Below are 17,498 nucleotides of genomic sequence, written 5' to 3'. Positions count from 1 at the left end.
CGTAAAGCGACGAGAAAAGGGGCGCCCTGTCCTGCCGGGGACGCGTTGCGGCCACAATGGAGGGATGAGCGACAGTCCAGCCCCCCTCGCTGATCCGCATCTTGTCTTCGACCCCGTGGACGGAGTCCGGGATGTCGTGATCCTCGGCTCCACCGGATCGATCGGCACCCAGGCCATCGACCTCGTGCTGCGCAACCCCGACCGGTTCCGGGTCACCGCGCTCTCCGCCGCCGGCGGGAGGGTCGGACTGCTCGCGGAGCAGGCCCACCGGCTGCGCGTACGGACGGTCGCCGTCGCACGCGAGGACGTCGTACCGGCGCTGCGTGAAGCGCTCACGGCGCAGTACGGATCGGGGGAGTCGCTCCCCGAGATCCTCGCGGGCGCGGACGCCGCCACCCAAGTCGCCGCGGCCGACTGCCACACCGTGCTCAACGGCATCACCGGCTCCATCGGCCTCGCGCCCACCCTCGCCGCCCTGGAGGCGGGCCGCACCCTCGCGCTCGCCAACAAGGAGTCGCTCATCGTCGGCGGCCCGCTGGTGAAGGCGCTGGCCAAGCCGGGCCAGATCATCCCGGTCGACTCCGAGCACGCGGCGCTGTTCCAGTCCCTCGCCTCGGGCACCCGTGCCGACGTACGCAAACTCGTCGTGACCGCTTCCGGAGGCCCCTTCCGGGGACGTACGAAGGCCGAGCTGGCGGACGTCACCCCCGAGGACGCCCTGGCCCACCCCACCTGGGCCATGGGCCCGGTCATCACCATCAACTCCGCGACCCTGGTCAACAAGGGTCTCGAAGTCATCGAGGCGCACCTCCTCTACGACATTCCCTTCGATCGCATTGAGGTGGTGGTGCACCCTCAGTCGTATGTCCACTCGATGGTGGAATTCACGGACGGATCGACGATCGCCCAGGCGACGCCCCCCGACATGCGCGGCCCGATCGCCATCGGGCTCGGCTGGCCCGAGCGGGTGCCGGACGCCGCGCCCGCTTTCGACTGGACCAAGGCGTCGAGCTGGGAGTTCTTCCCGCTCGACACCGACGCCTTCCCCTCGGTCGGACTCGCCCGGCATGTCGGGCAGCTCGCGGGTACGGCCCCGGCGGTGTTCAATGCGGCCAACGAGGAGTGCGTGGACGCGTTCCTGAAGGGCACCTTGCCGTTCAACGGGATCATGGAGACTGTCACACGGGTGGTCGAGGAACACGGCACGCCGGATACGGGAACTTCTCTGACCGTCGCGGACGTCCTCGAAGCGGAGACCTGGGCGCGCGCCCGGGCCCGTGAACTGACGGCACAGACGACAACCGCGGAGGCTCGTGCATGACGACCCTGATGATGATCCTCGGCATAGTCGTCTTCGTGGTCGGCCTGCTCATCTCGATCGCGTGGCACGAGCTGGGACATCTGTCGACGGCCAAGCTCTTCGGCATCCGCGTGCCGCAGTACATGGTCGGCTTCGGCCCGACCATGTGGTCGCGGAAGAAGGGCGACACCGAGTACGGGGTGAAGGCGGTCCCGCTCGGCGGCTACATCCGCATGATCGGGATGTTCCCGCCGGGTCCGGACGGCAAGATCGAGGCACGCTCGACCTCCCCCTTCCGCGGCATGATCGAGGACGCCAGGTCGGCTGCCTTCGAGGAACTCAAGCCCGGCGACGAGACCCGCCTCTTCTACACGCGCAAGCCGTGGAAGCGCGTGATCGTGATGTTCGCGGGCCCCTTCATGAACCTCATCCTGGCTGTGGTGATCTTCCTCGGCGTGATGATGACGTTCGGCGTACAGACCCAGACCACCACCGTCGGCAAGGTCTCGGACTGCGTCATCCAGCAGAGCGAAAACCGGACCAAGTGCGAGAGCGGCGACCAGTCCGCGCCGGCCAAGGCCGCCGGGCTCAAGGGCGGCGACAAGATCGTCGCCTTCAACGGCAAGGCGGTCGACGACTGGTCCACCCTCCAGTCCGACATCCGCGCCAACCCCGGCAAGGACGTCACGATCACGGTGGTGCGCAAGGGGCAGCAGGTCGACCTCACCGCCCACCTGATCAAGAACCAGGTCAGCAAGACCGACGGCAACGGCGGCTATGTCGAGGGCAAGTACGTGTACGCCGGCTTCCTCGGCTTCACGCCCGCCTCCGGCATCGTCCAGCAGTCGTTCGGGCAGTCCGTGAACCGCATGGGCGACATGATGCAGAACGGCGTCGAGTCGCTGGTCTCGCTGCCTGGCAAGATCCCCGACCTGTGGAACGCGGCCTTCGGTGACGGTCCGCGCAAGGCCGACTCCCCGATGGGTGTGGTCGGCGCGGCCCGGGTCGGCGGCGAGGTCTTCACCCTCGACATCCCGCCGTCGCAGCAGGTCGCGATGATGCTGCTGCTGGTCGCCGGCTTCAACCTCTCCCTGTTCCTGTTCAACATGCTCCCGCTGCTCCCGCTCGACGGCGGGCACATCGCGGGCGCGCTGTGGGAGTCGCTGCGGCGCAACACGGCCAAGGTCCTGAGGCGGCCCGACCCGGGCCCGTTCGACGTGGCGAAGCTGATGCCCGTCGCGTACGTGGTGGCCGGAATCTTCGTCTGCTTCACGATTCTGGTGCTCATCGCGGACGTGGTTAACCCGGTGAAAATCTCCTAGTAAGGCGCTGTTTGGGGCGGCCGGACACCATGGGTGTCCGGCCGCCCTCCATTGGGTGGGTTTGGGGGCGTGATGTGCTCGGGCGTGAGCCCGTGCCGTAATCTCGAAGCCTGGAGCCCACGATTCCGGGACCTTGATCCACAACTTGGGGTTGCACAGCAGATGACTGCGATTTCTCTCGGCATGCCGTCCGTTCCGACCAAGCTGGCCGAGCGCCGCAAGAGCCGCCAGATCCAGGTCGGAACCGTGGCCGTGGGTGGAGACGCACCGGTGTCGGTGCAGTCGATGACGACGACGCGTACGTCGGACATCGGCGCCACGCTCCAGCAGATCGCCGAGTTGACCGCGTCCGGCTGCCAGATCGTGCGGGTCGCCTGCCCCACGCAGGACGACGCGGACGCGCTCGCGACGATCGCCCGCAAGTCCCAGATCCCCGTCATCGCGGACATCCACTTCCAGCCGAAGTACGTCTTCGCGGCGATCGAGGCCGGTTGCGCCGCCGTCCGCGTCAACCCCGGCAACATCAAGCAGTTCGACGACCAGGTCAAGGAGATCGCGCGGGCCGCGAAGGACACGGGGACCCCGATCCGGATCGGCGTCAACGCGGGCTCCCTCGACAAGCGGCTGCTCCAGAAGTACGGCAAGGCGACGCCCGAGGCGCTGGTCGAATCCGCGCTGTGGGAGGCGTCCCTCTTCGAGGAGCACGACTTCCGGGACATCAAGATCTCCGTGAAGCACAACGACCCGGTGGTCATGGTCAACGCGTACCGGCAGCTGGCGGCCGCGTGCGACTACCCGCTGCACCTCGGCGTCACCGAGGCGGGGCCCGCCTTCCAGGGCACGATCAAGTCGGCGGTGGCCTTCGGTGCGCTGCTCTCCGAGGGCATCGGCGACACGATCCGGGTCTCGCTGTCGGCGCCCCCCGCCGAGGAGGTCAAGGTCGGCCTCCAGATCCTGGAGTCCCTCAACCTCAAGCAGCGCGGTCTGGAGATCGTGTCCTGCCCGTCCTGCGGGCGCGCCCAGGTCGACGTCTACAAGCTGGCCGAGGAAGTCACCGCAGGTCTGACCGGCATGGAGGTGCCGCTGCGCGTCGCCGTCATGGGCTGCGTGGTGAACGGTCCCGGCGAGGCCCGCGAGGCCGACCTCGGTGTCGCCTCCGGCAACGGGAAGGGGCAGATCTTCGTCAAGGGCGAGGTCATCAAGACCGTGCCCGAATCGAAGATCGTGGAGACCCTCATCGAGGAGGCCATGAAGCTCGCCGAGCTGATGGAGGCGGAAGGCATCGCCTCCGGCGAGCCGTCGGTGTCGGTCGCCGGCTGACCCGCCTTGTGACGCAAGGGACCAGGGTGCCGTTCCCGAGGTGGCGCCCGAGTTCCTTGCGTGCGGTGCCGCTCGGCATCTCCGGTTAGAGTACGGAGATCAGCAGACCGTGTGACTCCACCCCGAGGGGCTTCTCGCAGTGACGCGACAGTCAAGCCCTGACCGGTGCTCGCGAACGAGCACACGCCGACGCTAGCAGGGTGTTCGATGGGCTGTCGTTGCCCGCAAGGAGTGATGGAGCCGCCCCGTTGTTGACCCAGACCACCACCAGGGTCCTCGAACCGAGTGACCTGGACGCCGCGCTCGCCGTCCTCGACCGCGAGCCGGTCGCGAACGCTTTCGTCGCCTCCCGGGTGCAGGTCGCAGGCCTCGACCCATGGCGGCTCGGCGGCGAGATGTGGGGCTGGTACGAGGACGGCATGCTGCAGTCCCTGTGCTACGCGGGCGCCAACCTGGTACCGATCGGCGCCACCCCACGAGCCGTCCGCGGCTTCGCCGACCGCGCGAGAAGGGCCGGCCGCCGCTGCTCCTCGATCGTCGGCCCCGCCGAGCCGACCGCCCAGCTGTGGCGGCTGCTCGAACCGAGCTGGGGGCCCGCCCGCGACGTTCGCGCCCACCAGCCCCTGATGGTCGCCGACCGGCTCCCTACCGACATCGCTCCGGATCCGTACGTCCGTCGCATCCGCAAGGACGAAATGGAGACGATCATGCCGGCGTGCGTGGCGATGTTCACCGAGGAGGTCGGCGTCTCGCCGCTCGCCGGTGACGGTGGGCTGCTCTACCAGGCGCGCGTCGCCGAACTCGTCGGCTCCGGCCGGTCGTTCGCCCGCCTCGACCAGAACGGCAAGGTCGTCTTCAAGGCGGAGATCGGCGCCGCGACCGGGCAGGCCTGCCAGATCCAGGGGGTCTGGGTCGCGCCCGAGTACCGAGGGCAGGGCCTGGCGGCCCCCGGCATGGCCGCCGTGATGCGGTACGCCCTCACCGATGTCGCCCCGGTCGTCAGCCTGTACGTCAACGACTTCAACACGGCCGCCCGGGCCACGTACCGCCGCGTGGGCTTCCAGGAGGTCGGCGCGTTCATGAGCGTGCTGTTCTAGCCCCCCTTCGAAGTGCCGTTCTGACGCTCGTACGTGACCTGTAGTCTCCCCGCATGCTGCGCTTTCCCGGTCAGGGCCACCGCAACCCCGACGACGTGGTCATCGGCCCGCTGGATCTCGCCGCGCGCGTCGACGAGGCGCTCGCCGTACAGGCCCTCGCCTTCGGGCTGGGCGCCGAGGAGATCGCCGTACGACGTCAGATCGTGCTGCGCCACCTCACGTACCCCGGAGCCCGCGCGCTCGGCGCGACGACGCGCGACGGACGGCTCGTCGGGTTCGTCTACGGCATGCCCAACGACCGTACGCACTGGTGGTCCACCGTCGTCGAGCCCTATCTGCGCAGCCACGGCTACGACGACTGGCTCGACAACTCCTTCGTGATCACCGAACTGCATGTCCATCCGCGCTACCAGAACCACGGCATCGGCCGCCGCCTGATCACCGGCATCACGGACAGCGCCGCGGAACCCCGCTCGATCCTCTCCGCGATCGACACCGACAGCCCGGCCCGCGGCCTGTACCGCTCGCTGGGCTACGAGGACCTCGCACGGCAGGTTCTCTTCCCCAGCGCGCCCAAGCCGTACGCCGTGATGGGTGCCCCGCTGCCCCTCCGCAGGCGTTAACCGATTTCCACCGGGATGGACCGCCCGGCTAACCTCGCTTCCATCACCCTTACGCAGCAGGAGTCGAGAATCATGGCCCAGGTCCAGCGCATGTCCCGTTTGATGGTCAAGACACTGCGTGACGACCCGGCAGACGCCGAGACGCTCAGCCACAAGCTGCTCGTCCGTGCCGGCTACGTGCGCCGGAACTCCGCGGGCATCTGGACCTGGCTGCCGCTGGGCAAGAAGGTCCTCGACAACATCTCCCGGGTCGTACGCGAGGAGATGGACGCCATCGGGGCGCAGGAAGTCCTGCTCCCGGCCCTGCTGCCCAAGGAGCCGTACGAGGCGTCGGCCCGCTGGGAGGAGTACGGCGACCTCCTCTTCCGCCTCAAGGACCGCAAGGGCGGCGAGTACCTGCTCGGCCCCACCCACGAGGAGATCTTCACGCTTGTCGTGAAGGACCAGGTGACGTCCTACAAGGACCTGCCGGTCATGCTCTACCAGATCCAGACGAAGTACCGCGACGAGGCCCGCCCGCGCTCCGGCGTGTTGCGCGGCCGCGAGTTCCAGATGAAGGACTCGTACTCCTTCGACACCACGGACGAGGGCCTCGCCGAGTCCTACCGTCTGCACCGCGAGGCCTACCAGAAGATCTTCGCCCGCCTGGGGCTGGACTACCGCATCGTGTCGGCGGTCTCCGGCGCGATGGGCGGCTCGGCCTCCGAGGAGTTCCTCGCCCCCGCCGCCGCCGGTGAGGACACCTTCGTGGACTGCCCGGCCTGCGACTACGCGGCCAACACGGAGGCCGTCACCTTCAAGCTGACGCCCGTGGAAGCGGAGCACGGCCCCGTCGAGGAGCTCGACACCCCCGACACCCCGACCATCGAGACCCTCGCCGAGCACCTCGGCGTCCCGGCCTCCGCCACCCTCAAGAACCTCCTCGTCAAGGTCGACGGCGAGATCGTCGCCGTCGGCGTCCCGGGCGACCGCGAGGTCGACCTCGGCAAGCTGGGCGAGCACCTCGCTCCGGCCGTCGTCGAACTCGTCACCGCCGAGGACTTCGAGGGCCGTGACGACCTCGTACGCGGGTATGTGGGCCCGCAGGGCATGGAGAAGGTCCGCTACATCGCCGACCCGCGGGTGGCCCCCGGCACGGCCTGGATCACCGGCGCCAACAAGATCAACACGCACGCGAAGAACGTCGTCGCCGGCCGCGACTTCGAGGTCGACGACTACCTGGACGTCGTCGTGGTGCAAGAGGGCGACCCCTGCCCCCTGTGCGGCACGGGCCTCAAGCTGGACCGCGCCATCGAGATCGGCCACATCTTCCAGCTCGGCCGCAAGTACGCCGACACCTTCCAGCTCGACGTCCTCGGCCAGCAGGGCAAGCCGGTCCGCGTGACCATGGGCTCGTACGGCATCGGCGTCTCCCGCGCGGTGGCGGCGCTGGCCGAGCAGTCGGCGGACGAGCAGGGCCTGTGCTGGCCCAAGGAGATCGCCCCCGCCGACGTCCACGTGGTCGCCGCGGGCAAGGCCCTGCAGACCGAGCTGGCGCTCGACGTGTCGCAGAAGCTGGGCGCCGTGGGCGTACGCGTCCTGGTGGACGACCGCGCCGGCGTCTCCCCGGGTGTGAAGTTCACCGACGCAGAGCTCATCGGCGTACCGAAGATCCTGGTAGCCGGCCGCCGCTCGGCCGAGGGCGTCCTGGAGCTCAAGGACCGCCGGACCGGCGAGCGCGAGGAGCTGACCGTCGACGAGGCGATCGCCCGCCTGACGGCATAACCGCACGACAGCCAGGAGGCGCTCAAGAAGTTCATCTCGAGAGCATGGGCGCCTCACAGGCATTTCTCAGGCTGATGGACTTCATCGGGTATCCGCAGTGATTCGCTGTCTCTCGGCGTCACGCCCTGTGGCCGGTGCCGACGCCGTATGCGAGTGCGAGCATCGAATGCGTGACCTTCCGTGGGGCGTGTCGTTCATCAGATAGCGGCATCACGGGCGCAGGGGGGCACGGGTGAGCCGGCAACTTCTGCTCCGCGAGGGCGAGACTGCCCGCACCGCCTGTGCCGATGGCCTGCTGCGTACGGGCGCGGAGGAGAAGACGGGCGAAGTCCTGCCCACCGCTGTGCCGGCGGAGCGGGTTGGCTGGGCCGTGGATCTGGTGTCCAGCATGGCCGCCGACCTGTTGGGCAGGCGACGACTGGGGCTACCTGTTGCCCGACCAGGGCCCCCTCCCGCGTACGACTCTGAAACGCACCCGCAGAGCGGCAGCCGACTGCCCGGTCCTGGCCCTCAAACTCACCACGGCGCGCGGGAGTCAGAGCCAGGCCGCGAACTCCAACAGCAGCTCCGCGTCCCGCGGACGCCCGACCCGGCGCGCCCGGACACCCGACTCCACCGCCCGGAACAGGGTCCAGCCCCGCAGCCGCTCCTGGTCCACGTCCAGGGACTCGGCGAGCCGCTTGACGCGTCGGCGGGTGATCGACGCCCCCGAAGGAGACGCGATCAGGTCCTCCACCCGGTCGCGGACCAGCCGGGCAAGGTCGAAGGCGCACTCGCCGACCACCGGGTCGGGACCCACGGCCAGCCAGGGCATACGCTCACCGGCGAGCACCTTGCTCTGCCGGAAGGTGCCGTGCAGCAGCCGCTCCGCCGGCGGCTCGGCGAGCAGCTCCTCGCGGGCCGCGAGCGCAGCGTCGACCAGGGGGCCGATCTCCGCGTCGGCGCTCGCCGTCGCTCGCATCGCCTCGGCCTGCCGACCGGTCCGCTCGGCCACGGTCTCGAAGACATGGGCGGCGGGCGGCTCGACCCACAGCCTCCGCAGCGTTCCCGCCGCCTCCAGGAGGGCCTTCGCCTCGGGCAGCGACCGCACGGACATGTCCGGATGCAACCGCTCCAGCAGCAGCACGCCGTGCGTGTCGCCGGGATTGAGGAGCCGGACCGCGCCGCGTCCGTCCCAGTGGGCGAGCGCGGCCCGCTCGCTCTCCGGACGGGCCCGCTGGGGCGCCAGCTTCAGCACCGCGGGCGTCCCGTCGATCTGCCGCACCAGCACCACCAGGCTGCTGCGCCCACCCGGCGCCTGCACCCGCTCCACCGTCAACTCGCGTAGAACCACGGCCTGTTGGGCCAGCTCGGGCAGCTTGTCCAGCCAGTCACCGGCTCCGCCGTCCCCGTTGTGCTGCGTCTCGCCGAGCGCCCGCACGAGGCGCGGCGGCGGTTCGAAAGCCATGCGCGAGTTGTTCCCTTCCAAGTCGCGTTACGTCGGCGAGGGTGCCGACGCGGACGGGGTGGCCGCCCGCTCGGCGAGCCCAGGGAAGGCTACGCTCTCGCCACGCCAGCGCACCGCCCGCACCGCCGCCTCCCGCAGCGCCTGGGCGGCCGTGCGCCGCTGGTCGCGGGTGGAGGCGCGCACGAGGTCGGAGTAGACCCCGGCCACCCGTTCCTCCAGCTCGGCCGCGAGTCGCACGGCCGTGGCGGAGTCCTTCACGGCGAACGGCAGCGCGTACGCAGCCGCCGAGGCCTCGGGCTTGCCGCCCAGGTCCCGTACCGCGCGCACCAGCTCGTCGCGGCGTGCCCGGTGGGCGTCGTACGCCGCACGCGCCTCGCTCCGCCGGCTGTCGCCGATCTTGCCGCCGACGACGCCGTACCCGTAGACGACGGCGTGTTCGGCCCCCAGCGCGGCCTGCAGCGCCTTCAGCTCGGCTGCCTTGGCCGCCGTGGCGTCATCGGACCGCTTGGTGTGCTTGGTGCCCTTGGTGTCTTCGATCCCGCTCACTTCGCCCCCTCCGTCAGCAAAAACGCGTGCGCGGCACCGGCCGCCGCCACCGAGGCCAGCAGCCTGGCCAGCTCTCCCGGGACCTCCAGCAGGGCCTTCGTGCGCTCGTCCGCGAGGGCGCGCTCGGCGGAGGCGAGGTCGCCGAGGGCGTCCTTCTGCTTCGCCGGTACGGCGGGGGAGGCGCTCGGGAGCGCCGACGCGGACGCGGAAGCCGAGGCCGAGGCCGAGGAGGACGCCCCGGGTCGGCCGTCGGCACCCCCGAATGCCTGTGCGTGCCGTACGACCTCCGCGCGCAGCGGGCGCAGCCGCTCCGCCAGTGCCGGATGCGCGGCGATCACGGCGGCGTAGTGGCCGGCCAGCGTCTCGCTGTCGCGGGCCGCACGCGCGCGTGCCCGGTCCGCGGCCGAGGGGCTGCCGCCCGTCGTGTCGCCGGACGACTCGGGGGTGGAGCACCCCGCGAGCACGAGGGTGCCCGCGGCCGAGGCGAGCAGGGTCCTTCTGCGCGGTCCCGACGGGGTGCGCGACGGCAGGGTGAACGGCACGACAGACGACCTCGTAGGGCTCGTACGAAAGGGAGGGCGAGACGCCCGTGATCACGGTACCCGCGCACCGGCCGATCACTCGCCAGCGGCTCTCTCACGAGGGCGTTCTCCGAGCCTTTTCGCCCCCTCCGCCCCTACCCGTCCCGTGCCGGGAGGCTGCGCCCCCGAAGGAGCGCGGGGAACTGCGCGACAAGCCCCCACCGGCCCGCAGTCGAAAGGGGGGTTGGGTCGGTAGGGGTGGAGGGGGCGAGAAACCCGCCCCACCCCCACCCCGCTCCGATGGACGGCAACACCCCCCGCGACCGGATACCCTTTGACCTGACACGCGACCTACCCACAACAGCACACGCGGCCGAGGAGTCACCCGGATGAGCACCACCCAGAGCGAGAGGCTGCGAGAACTGCTGGAACCGCTCGTCAGCTCTCAGGGACTCGACCTCGAAGAGGTCGAAGTGGACTCGGTCGGACGCAAGCGTGTGCTCCGCGTGGTCGTCGACTCCGACGAAGGTGCCGATCTGGACGCGATCGCCGATGTGAGCCGCGCGCTCTCGGCGAAGCTCGACGAGACGGACGCGATGGGCGAGGGCGAGTACACCCTCGAGGTCGGAACCCCCGGTGCCGAGCGTGAGCTCAAGGAGCACCGTCACTACGTACGCGCCACCGACCGCCTGGTGAAGTTCCAACTGGCGGAGGGCGGCGAGCTCGTGGCCCGCATCCTGACGGTCGAAGACGACGGCATCGACGTCGAAGTGCCGGGTGTGAAGGGACGCAAGCTCACCGCCAAGCGGCTCGCCTTCGAGGACATCACCAAGGCGCGGGTCCAGGTCGAGTTCAGCCGTAAGAACAAGAACGAAGAGAACGCAGAGGAGGCGTAGCCGTGGACATCGACATGAGTGCCCTGCGGGGCTTGGTACGGGAGAAGGAGATCTCCTTCGACCTGCTGGTCGAGGCGATCGAGTCGGCCCTCCTCATCGCCTACCACCGCACCGAGGGAAGCCGCCGTCACGCGCGCGTGGAGCTCAACCGGGAGACCGGCCATGTGACCGTGTGGGCGAAGGAGGATCCCGAGGACCTGGAGGAGGGGCAGGAGGCGCGCGAGTTCGACGACACCCCGTCCGGGTTCGGACGCATCGCCGCGACCACCGCCAAGCAGGTGATCCTGCAGCGTCTGCGGGACGCCGAGGACGACGCGACGCTCGGCGAGTACGCCGGGCGCGAGGGCGACATCGTCACCGGTGTGGTCCAGCAGGGCCGCGACCCGAAGAACGTGCTGGTCGACATCGGCAAGCTGGAGGCGATCCTGCCGGTGCAGGAGCAGGTCCCCGGTGAGAACTACGAGCACGGTCTGCGACTGCGTTCGTACGTCGTTCGGGTGGCGAAGGGTGTTCGCGGTCCGTCCGTGACGCTCTCCCGTACGCACCCCAATCTGGTGAAGAAGCTCTTCGCGCTCGAAGTGCCGGAGATCGCCGACGGGTCCGTCGAGATCGCCGCCATCGCCCGCGAGGCCGGTCACCGCACGAAGATCGCTGTCCGGTCCACGCGCTCCGGCCTGAACGCCAAGGGCGCCTGCATCGGCCCCATGGGTGGCCGCGTGCGCAACGTGATGGCCGAGCTGAACGGCGAGAAGATCGACATCGTCGACTGGTCGGACGACCCGGCCGAGATGGTGGCGAACGCGCTTTCCCCGGCCCGTGTCTCCAAGGTCGAGGTGGTCGACCTCTCGGCCCGCTCCGCGCGGGTGACGGTCCCCGACTACCAGCTGTCGCTGGCGATCGGGAAAGAGGGGCAGAACGCCCGTCTCGCGGCCCGGCTGACCGGCTGGCGGATCGACATCCGTCCGGACACCGAACAGCCTGCCGAGTAGGCCGGGGAATAGATCCAAGCCGCAGGTGGCTTAGATCACGACAACAACCGTTCGATTCATGCCCCAAAGGGGTGAGGTCGGTACGGGGAGGTAGACTTAAGAGTGTCTGGCCGGACGCGAGCCCGCGCATGCCCTGAACGCACCTGTGTGGGGTGCCGGGAGCGAGCGGCCAAGAAGGATCTGCTGCGCATCGTGGCGGTCGAGGGTGAATGTGTCCCCGATCATCGCGGTACGCTGCCCGGCCGGGGCGCGTATGTGCACCCCGCCCTGGTCTGTTTCGACCTGGCGGTTCGCCGCCGGGCGTTCTTGCGGGCGCTGCGTGCCCCGGGGACGCTCGACACAAAGGCGTTGCGCCACTACGTCGAGCAGGCAACACCGTAAGACGCGTCGTACGGAACCCCCGTGCGGCCCTGGTACCCCGCGAGTTGGAAGTAGGTCGAGATTGCGATGAGCACTCGATGAGCACGCGATGAGTACGCCCATGAAGTAGCGACGGTCCGGACGCAACCCGGACCTAAAAGGAGCGAAGTGGCTAAGGTCCGGGTATACGAACTCGCCAAGGAGTTCGGGGTTGAGAGCAAGGTCGTCATGGCCAAGCTCCAAGAGCTCGGTGAATTCGTCCGTTCGGCGTCCTCGACGATCGAGGCGCCCGTTGTACGCAAACTGACTGATGCCCTCCAGCAGGGCAACGGAGGCGGCAAGCCCGCCCCCGGTCGCAAGGCTGCCCCGGCCAAGCCGGCAGCCCCGTCTCCCGCGCAGGCCGCCCGTCCGGCTGCCCCGCGCCCGCCGGCCCCGAAGCCGGCCGCGGCCGAGAAGCCCGCGGCTGCGCCGGTCACCCCGGCTGCTCCGGGCCCGCGCCCGACCCCGGGTCCCAAGCCCGCTCCGAAGCCCGCTCCGGCGGCTCCGGCTCCGGTCGCGGCCGAGTTCACCGCGCCCCCGTCGGCTCCCGCGGCTCCCGCCGCAGGTCCCCGTCCGGGCGCCCCGCGTCCCGGTGGCCAGGCCCCGCGTCCCGGTTCCCGTCCGGCCGGTCCCGGCCAGGGCCGTGGCGACCGTCCCGAGCGCGGCGACCGTCAGGGCGCCCCGCGTCCCGGCGGCCAGGCCCCGCGTCCCGGCGCTCGTCCGGCCGGCCCGCGTCCGGGCAACAACCCGTTCACCTCTGGTGGCTCCACCGGCATGGCGCGCCCGCAGGCGCCCCGTCCGGGCGGCGCACGTCCTGGCCCCGGCGGCCACGGTGGCGCAGGCGCCCCGGGCGGTCCGCGTCCGCAGGGCGCGGGTCAGGGTGGTCCCCGTCCGCAGGGCGGTCCCGGTGGCGCTCCGCGTCCCCAGGGCGGTCCGGGCGGTGCCCGTCCCACTCCGGGCGGCATGCCCCGTCCGCAGGCTCCGCGTCCCGGCGGCGCCCCCGGCGGTAACCGTCCGAACCCGGGCATGATGCCGCAGCGTCCCGCTGCCGGCCCGCGTCCCGGCGGCGGTGGCCCCGGTGGCCGCGGTCCCGGTGGCGGCGGTCGTCCCGGTGGTCCCGGTGGCGGCGGTCGTCCGGGTGGCGGCGGCGGCTTCGCCGGTCGTCCCGGTGGCGGCGGCGGTGGCGGTTTCGCCGGTCGTCCCGGTGGTCCCGGTGGCGGTGGTGGCGGTTTCGCCGGCCGTCCGGGTGGTCCGGGTGGCGGCGGCGGTGGCCGTCCCGGCTTCGGTGGTCGTCCGGGTGGTCCCGGTGGCCGTGGTGGCACGCAGGGCGCCTTCGGTCGTCCCGGCGGTCCCGCGCGTCGTGGTCGCAAGTCGAAGCGGCAGAGGCGCCAGGAGTACGAGGCCATGCAGGCCCCGTCGGTCGGCGGCGTGATGCTGCCTCGCGGCAACGGACAGAGCGTCCGCCTGTCGCGCGGTGCGTCCCTCACCGACTTCGCGGAGAAGATCAACGCCAACCCGGCGTCGCTCGTCGCCGTGATGATGAACCTCGGCGAGATGGTCACTGCCACGCAGTCCGTCTCCGACGAGACCCTCCAGCTGCTCGCCGGCGAGATGAACTACGTCGTCGAGATCGTCAGCCCGGAGGAGGAGGACCGCGAGCTGCTCGAGTCCTTCGACATCGAGTTCGGCGAGGACGAGGGTGGCGAGGAGTTCCTCGTCGCGCGTCCGCCGGTCGTGACCGTCATGGGTCACGTCGACCACGGTAAGACCCGCCTCCTCGACACCATCCGCAAGACGAACGTCGTCGCGGGCGAGGCCGGCGGTATTACGCAGCACATCGGTGCGTACCAGGTCGCGACCGAGGTCAACGACGAAGAGCGTCGCATCACCTTCATCGACACCCCGGGTCACGAGGCGTTCACCGCCATGCGTGCCCGTGGTGCGAAGTCGACCGACATCGCGATCCTGGTGGTGGCGGCCAACGACGGTGTGATGCCCCAGACGATCGAGGCGCTGAACCACGCCAAGGCGGCCGACGTGCCGATCGTGGTCGCGGTCAACAAGATCGACGTCGAGGGCGCCGACCCGACGAAGGTGCGCGGTCAGCTCACCGAGTTCGGTCTGGTGGCCGAGGAGTACGGCGGCGACACGATGTTCGTCGACATCTCCGCCAAGCAGGGTCTGAACATCGACCAGCTGCTCGAGGCCGTGGTCCTGACCGCGGACGCCTCGCTCGACCTGCGGGCCAACCCGGAGCAGGACGCGCAGGGTATTGCGATCGAGTCCCACCTCGACCGCGGCCGCGGTGCCGTGTCGACCGTCCTCGTCCAGCGCGGCACGCTGCGCATCGGTGACACGATGGTCGTCGGCGACGCGTACGGCCGTGTCCGCGCGATGCTCGACGACAACGGCAACAACGTCGAGGAAGCGGGTCCCTCGACCCCCGTCCTCGTCCTCGGTCTCACCAACGTCCCGGGCGCCGGCGACAACTTCCTGGTTGTCGACGAGGACCGCACGGCGCGTCAGATCGCCGAGAAGCGCGCGGCGCGCGAGCGCAACGCCAACTTCGCCCGCCGGGGTGTCCGGTTCTCCCTGGAGAACCTGGACGAGGCCCTCAAGGCCGGTCTGGTGCAGGAACTCAACCTCATCATCAAGGGCGACGCGTCCGGTTCGGTGGAGGCTCTCGAGTCCTCGCTGCTCCAGCTCGACGTCGGCGACGAGGTCGACATCCGTGTCCTGCACCGCGGCGTGGGTGCGGTCACCGAGTCGGACATCGACCTGGCGACCGGCTCCGACGCGATCGTCATCGGCTTCAACGTCCGCGCTGCGGGCCGCGCGGCGCAGATGGCGGAGCGCGAGGGCGTCGACGTCCGGTACTACTCGGTGATCTACCAGGCCATCGAGGAGATCGAGGCGGCCCTCAAGGGCATGCTCAAGCCGGAGTACGAGGAGGTCGAGCTCGGCACGGCGGAGATCCGCGAGGTCTTCAAGTCGTCCAAGCTGGGCAACATCGCCGGTGTCCTGGTCCGCTCGGGCGAGGTCAAGCGCAACACCAAGGCGCGCCTCGTCCGCGACGGCAAGGTCATCGCGGAGAACCTCACCATCTCCGGTCTGCGTCGCTTCAAGGACGACGTCACCGAGATCCGTGAAGGCTTCGAGGGTGGTATCAACCTCGGAAACTTCAACGACATCAAGGTCGACGACGTCATCGCGACGTACGAGATGCGCGAGAAGCCGCGGGCGTAACGCAGTGGCTTGAGCTGGCCGGCGGGGACTTCTCCCCGCCGGCCAGCTTGCCGTCTGCCCCGGGAGGTCCCGTGGCCGCGGCTGGGTGGGGGCCGGTCGCGCACCTCCCCGCGCCCCTGACCGGGCGCTCAACCGGGGCGGCGAATATCCGTCGAGCGCCCCTACCTGTTCGTTGTACGGTTCTGATGTCCCTGCCAAGTGCATTGGCAGGCCATCTATCCCGTACCGGCGGGACATCCGGTTACACATGTATGTGGGGACACTGTCCTTCGACCTGCTCCTCGGCGACGTTCGCTCGCTCAAGGAGAAACGCTCTCTCGTCCGGCCGATCGTCGCCGAACTTCAGCGGAAGTACGCGGTGAGCGTGGCGGAGACGGGCAACCAGGATCTTCACCGCAGGGTCGAGATCGGCCTCGCGGTGGTCTCCGGAGACACCGAGCACCTCACCGATGTACTGGACCGGTGCGAGCGGCTCGTCGCGGCGCGACCGGAGGTGGAGCTGCTCTCGGTACGGCGCAGACTCCACACAGACGAAGATTGACGAAACAAGCAAGGCGAAGAAGGAGACGGACCAGTGGCCGACAACGCGCGGGCTAAGAGGCTGGCGGACCTCATCCGAGAGGTGGTGGCCCAGAAGCTGCTGCGCGGGATCAAGGACCCGCGGCTCGGCACCCACGTCACCATCACGGACACCCGGGTCACCGGGGACCTCCGGGAGGCGACCGTCTTCTACACGGTGTACGGGGACGACGAGGAGCGCGCGGCGGCGGCCGCGGGCCTGGAGAGCGCCAAGGGCGTGCTCCGCTCGGCGGTCGGCGCGGCGGCGGGCGTGAAGTTCACGCCGACGCTCACCTTCGTCGCGGACGCCCTGCCCGACACCGCCAAGACCATCGACGACCTGCTCGACAAGGCGCGGGCCTCCGACGCCAAGGTGCGCGAGGTCTCGGCGGGCGCCACCTTCGCCGGTGATGCGGACCCGTACAAGAAGCCGGGCGAGGACGACGAGGACGACGCCGCGGAATGACCCAGAAGCACACGACGCCCGACGGGCTTGTCATTGTCGACAAGCCGTCGGGCTTCACTTCGCACGACGTGGTCGCCAAGATGCGCGGGATCGCCAGGACCCGCCGCGTCGGACACGCCGGCACCCTCGACCCCATGGCGACGGGCGTGCTCGTCCTCGGCGTCGAGAAGGCGACCAAGCTCCTCGGGCACCTCGCGCTCACCGAGAAGGAGTACCTGGGGACCATCAGGCTCGGGCAGAACACGCTGACCGACGATGCCGAGGGCGACACCACGTCGTCCACGGACGCGTCCGGCGTCAAGCGCGACGCCATCGATGCCGGGATCGCCAAGCTGACCGGCACCATCATGCAGGTGCCGTCCAAGGTCAGCGCCATCAAGATCGACGGCGTGCGCTCGTACAAGCGGGCGCGCGAGGGCGAGGACTTCGAGATCCCGGCCCGTCCGGTGACCATCTCGTCGTTCGCGGTGTACGACATCCGTGACGCCGTGGCCGAGGACGGCACACCGGTACTCGACCTGGTCGTCTCCGTGGTCTGTTCCTCCGGGACGTACATCCGGGCGCTCGCCCGGGACCTGGGCGCGGACCTCGGCGTCGGTGGTCATCTCACCGCGCTGCGCCGTACCCGCGTCGGCCCGTACAAGCTCGACTCCGCGCGCACGCTCGACCAGCTCCAGGAGGAGCTGACCGTGATGCCGATCGCGGAGGCCGCCGAGGCCGCGTTCCCGCGCTGGGACGTGGAGGCCAGGCGCGCCCGGTTGCTGCTCAACGGCGTACGCCTGGAGATGCCCGAGGAGTACGCGGGCAAGGGTGCCGTGGCGGTCTTCGACGCCGAGGGGCGGTTCCTGGCGCTGGTGGAGGAGCAGAAGGGCAAGGCGAAGAGTCTGGCGGTGTTCGGCTGACGCCGACCGCCTCCGATTTCGCAGCGTGCCGCCCGTGGAGCGGCGATCACGGGGTCTCGTGCCCGCCGCTCCACGGTCCCCCCTCGGTTCCCCCCACCCAAG

16 protein-coding genes are annotated in these 17,498 nt (G+C 70.1%); 13 read left to right on the top strand and 3 right to left on the bottom strand.

Annotation, left to right across the window (positions count from 1 at the left end; translation table 11 throughout):
• The first annotated feature begins 64 nt into the window (after positions 1-64).
• The 6 genes from dxr (at position 65) to ACIBK0_RS39870 (ending at position 7,426) form a co-directional block, all read left to right on the top strand.
• Complete coding sequence (gene dxr, locus ACIBK0_RS39895) at positions 65-1,321, top strand: 1-deoxy-D-xylulose-5-phosphate reductoisomerase (protein WP_399091311.1); 1,257 nt, start codon at positions 65-67, stop codon at positions 1,319-1,321.
• Complete coding sequence (locus ACIBK0_RS39890) at positions 1,318-2,622, top strand: M50 family metallopeptidase (RefSeq protein WP_399091308.1); 1,305 nt, start codon at positions 1,318-1,320, stop codon at positions 2,620-2,622. The genes dxr and ACIBK0_RS39890 overlap by 4 nt, the downstream gene beginning before the upstream one ends.
• A gap of 162 nt (positions 2,623-2,784) precedes the next feature.
• Positions 2,785-3,942, top strand: coding sequence for a flavodoxin-dependent (E)-4-hydroxy-3-methylbut-2-enyl-diphosphate synthase (ispG, locus tag ACIBK0_RS39885; RefSeq protein ID WP_399091305.1), 1,158 nt, complete (start codon positions 2,785-2,787; stop codon positions 3,940-3,942).
• Between the two features lie 248 nt (positions 3,943-4,190).
• Positions 4,191-5,039: a GNAT family N-acetyltransferase gene (locus ACIBK0_RS39880; RefSeq protein ID WP_399091302.1), complete on the top strand. Its 849-nt coding sequence runs from the start codon at positions 4,191-4,193 to the stop codon at positions 5,037-5,039.
• 53 nt (positions 5,040-5,092) lie between these two features.
• Positions 5,093-5,662, top strand: coding sequence for a GNAT family N-acetyltransferase (locus ACIBK0_RS39875; RefSeq protein ID WP_399091299.1), 570 nt, complete (start codon positions 5,093-5,095; stop codon positions 5,660-5,662).
• A 72-nt stretch (positions 5,663-5,734) separates the two neighbouring features.
• Positions 5,735-7,426 (top strand): proline--tRNA ligase, encoded by a 1,692-nt coding sequence (locus ACIBK0_RS39870; RefSeq protein WP_399091296.1) that lies wholly within the window; start codon positions 5,735-5,737, stop codon positions 7,424-7,426.
• 535 nt (positions 7,427-7,961) lie between these two features.
• Here ACIBK0_RS39870 and ACIBK0_RS39865 read toward each other — a convergent pair.
• The 3 genes from ACIBK0_RS39865 to ACIBK0_RS39855 form a co-directional block, all read right to left on the bottom strand.
• Positions 7,962-8,873 carry an aminoglycoside phosphotransferase family protein gene (locus ACIBK0_RS39865; protein WP_399091293.1) on the bottom strand — a complete coding sequence of 304 codons (912 nt, stop codon included), beginning with the start codon at positions 8,871-8,873 and terminating at the stop codon, positions 7,962-7,964.
• A gap of 27 nt (positions 8,874-8,900) precedes the next feature.
• A complete protein-coding gene (locus tag ACIBK0_RS39860) occupies positions 8,901-9,341 on the bottom strand; it encodes a ferritin-like domain-containing protein (RefSeq protein WP_399091456.1) in 441 nt (146 codons plus the stop codon).
• 74 nt (positions 9,342-9,415) lie between these two features.
• On the bottom strand, positions 9,416-9,961 hold the full coding sequence (locus ACIBK0_RS39855) for a hypothetical protein (protein WP_399091290.1): 546 nt from the start codon (positions 9,959-9,961) through the stop codon (positions 9,416-9,418).
• 368 nt (positions 9,962-10,329) lie between these two features.
• On the opposite strand from ACIBK0_RS39855, the gene rimP reads away from it, so the two are divergent.
• The 7 genes from rimP to truB all read left to right on the top strand — a co-directional run bounded on the left by rimP (position 10,330) and on the right by truB (position 17,396).
• Entirely contained in the window at positions 10,330-10,836 is a 507-nt protein-coding gene (rimP, locus tag ACIBK0_RS39850; protein ID WP_399091287.1) for a ribosome maturation factor RimP, read from the top strand.
• A gap of 2 nt (positions 10,837-10,838) precedes the next feature.
• Positions 10,839-11,825, top strand: coding sequence for a transcription termination factor NusA (gene nusA, locus ACIBK0_RS39845; protein ID WP_399091284.1), 987 nt, complete (start codon positions 10,839-10,841; stop codon positions 11,823-11,825).
• Positions 11,826-11,927: 102 nt separating this feature from the next.
• Complete coding sequence (locus tag ACIBK0_RS39840; protein WP_399091281.1) at positions 11,928-12,206, top strand: YlxR family protein; 279 nt, start codon at positions 11,928-11,930, stop codon at positions 12,204-12,206.
• A 147-nt stretch (positions 12,207-12,353) separates the two neighbouring features.
• On the top strand, positions 12,354-15,470 hold the full coding sequence (gene infB, locus ACIBK0_RS39835) for a translation initiation factor IF-2 (protein WP_399091278.1): 3,117 nt from the start codon (positions 12,354-12,356) through the stop codon (positions 15,468-15,470).
• Between the two features lie 247 nt (positions 15,471-15,717).
• Complete coding sequence (locus ACIBK0_RS39830; RefSeq protein ID WP_189189075.1) at positions 15,718-16,011, top strand: DUF503 domain-containing protein; 294 nt, start codon at positions 15,718-15,720, stop codon at positions 16,009-16,011.
• Positions 16,012-16,044: 33 nt separating this feature from the next.
• Positions 16,045-16,494, top strand: a complete 450-nt coding sequence (rbfA, locus tag ACIBK0_RS39825) for a 30S ribosome-binding factor RbfA (RefSeq protein WP_399091274.1) — start codon at positions 16,045-16,047, stop codon at positions 16,492-16,494.
• Positions 16,491-17,396 carry a tRNA pseudouridine(55) synthase TruB gene (gene truB / locus ACIBK0_RS39820; RefSeq protein ID WP_399091271.1) on the top strand — a complete coding sequence of 302 codons (906 nt, stop codon included), beginning with the start codon at positions 16,491-16,493 and terminating at the stop codon, positions 17,394-17,396. The genes rbfA and truB overlap by 4 nt, the downstream gene beginning before the upstream one ends.
• Positions 17,397-17,498: the final 102 nt, after the last annotated feature.

Origin of the sequence: Streptomyces sp. NPDC050564, from assembly GCF_044457265.1 — a bacterium.
Taxonomy (GTDB): Bacteria; Actinomycetota; Actinomycetes; order Streptomycetales; family Streptomycetaceae; genus Streptomyces.
Note: the sequence above shows the minus strand (reverse complement) of the source record. Positions and strands in the feature narration are given on the sequence as shown.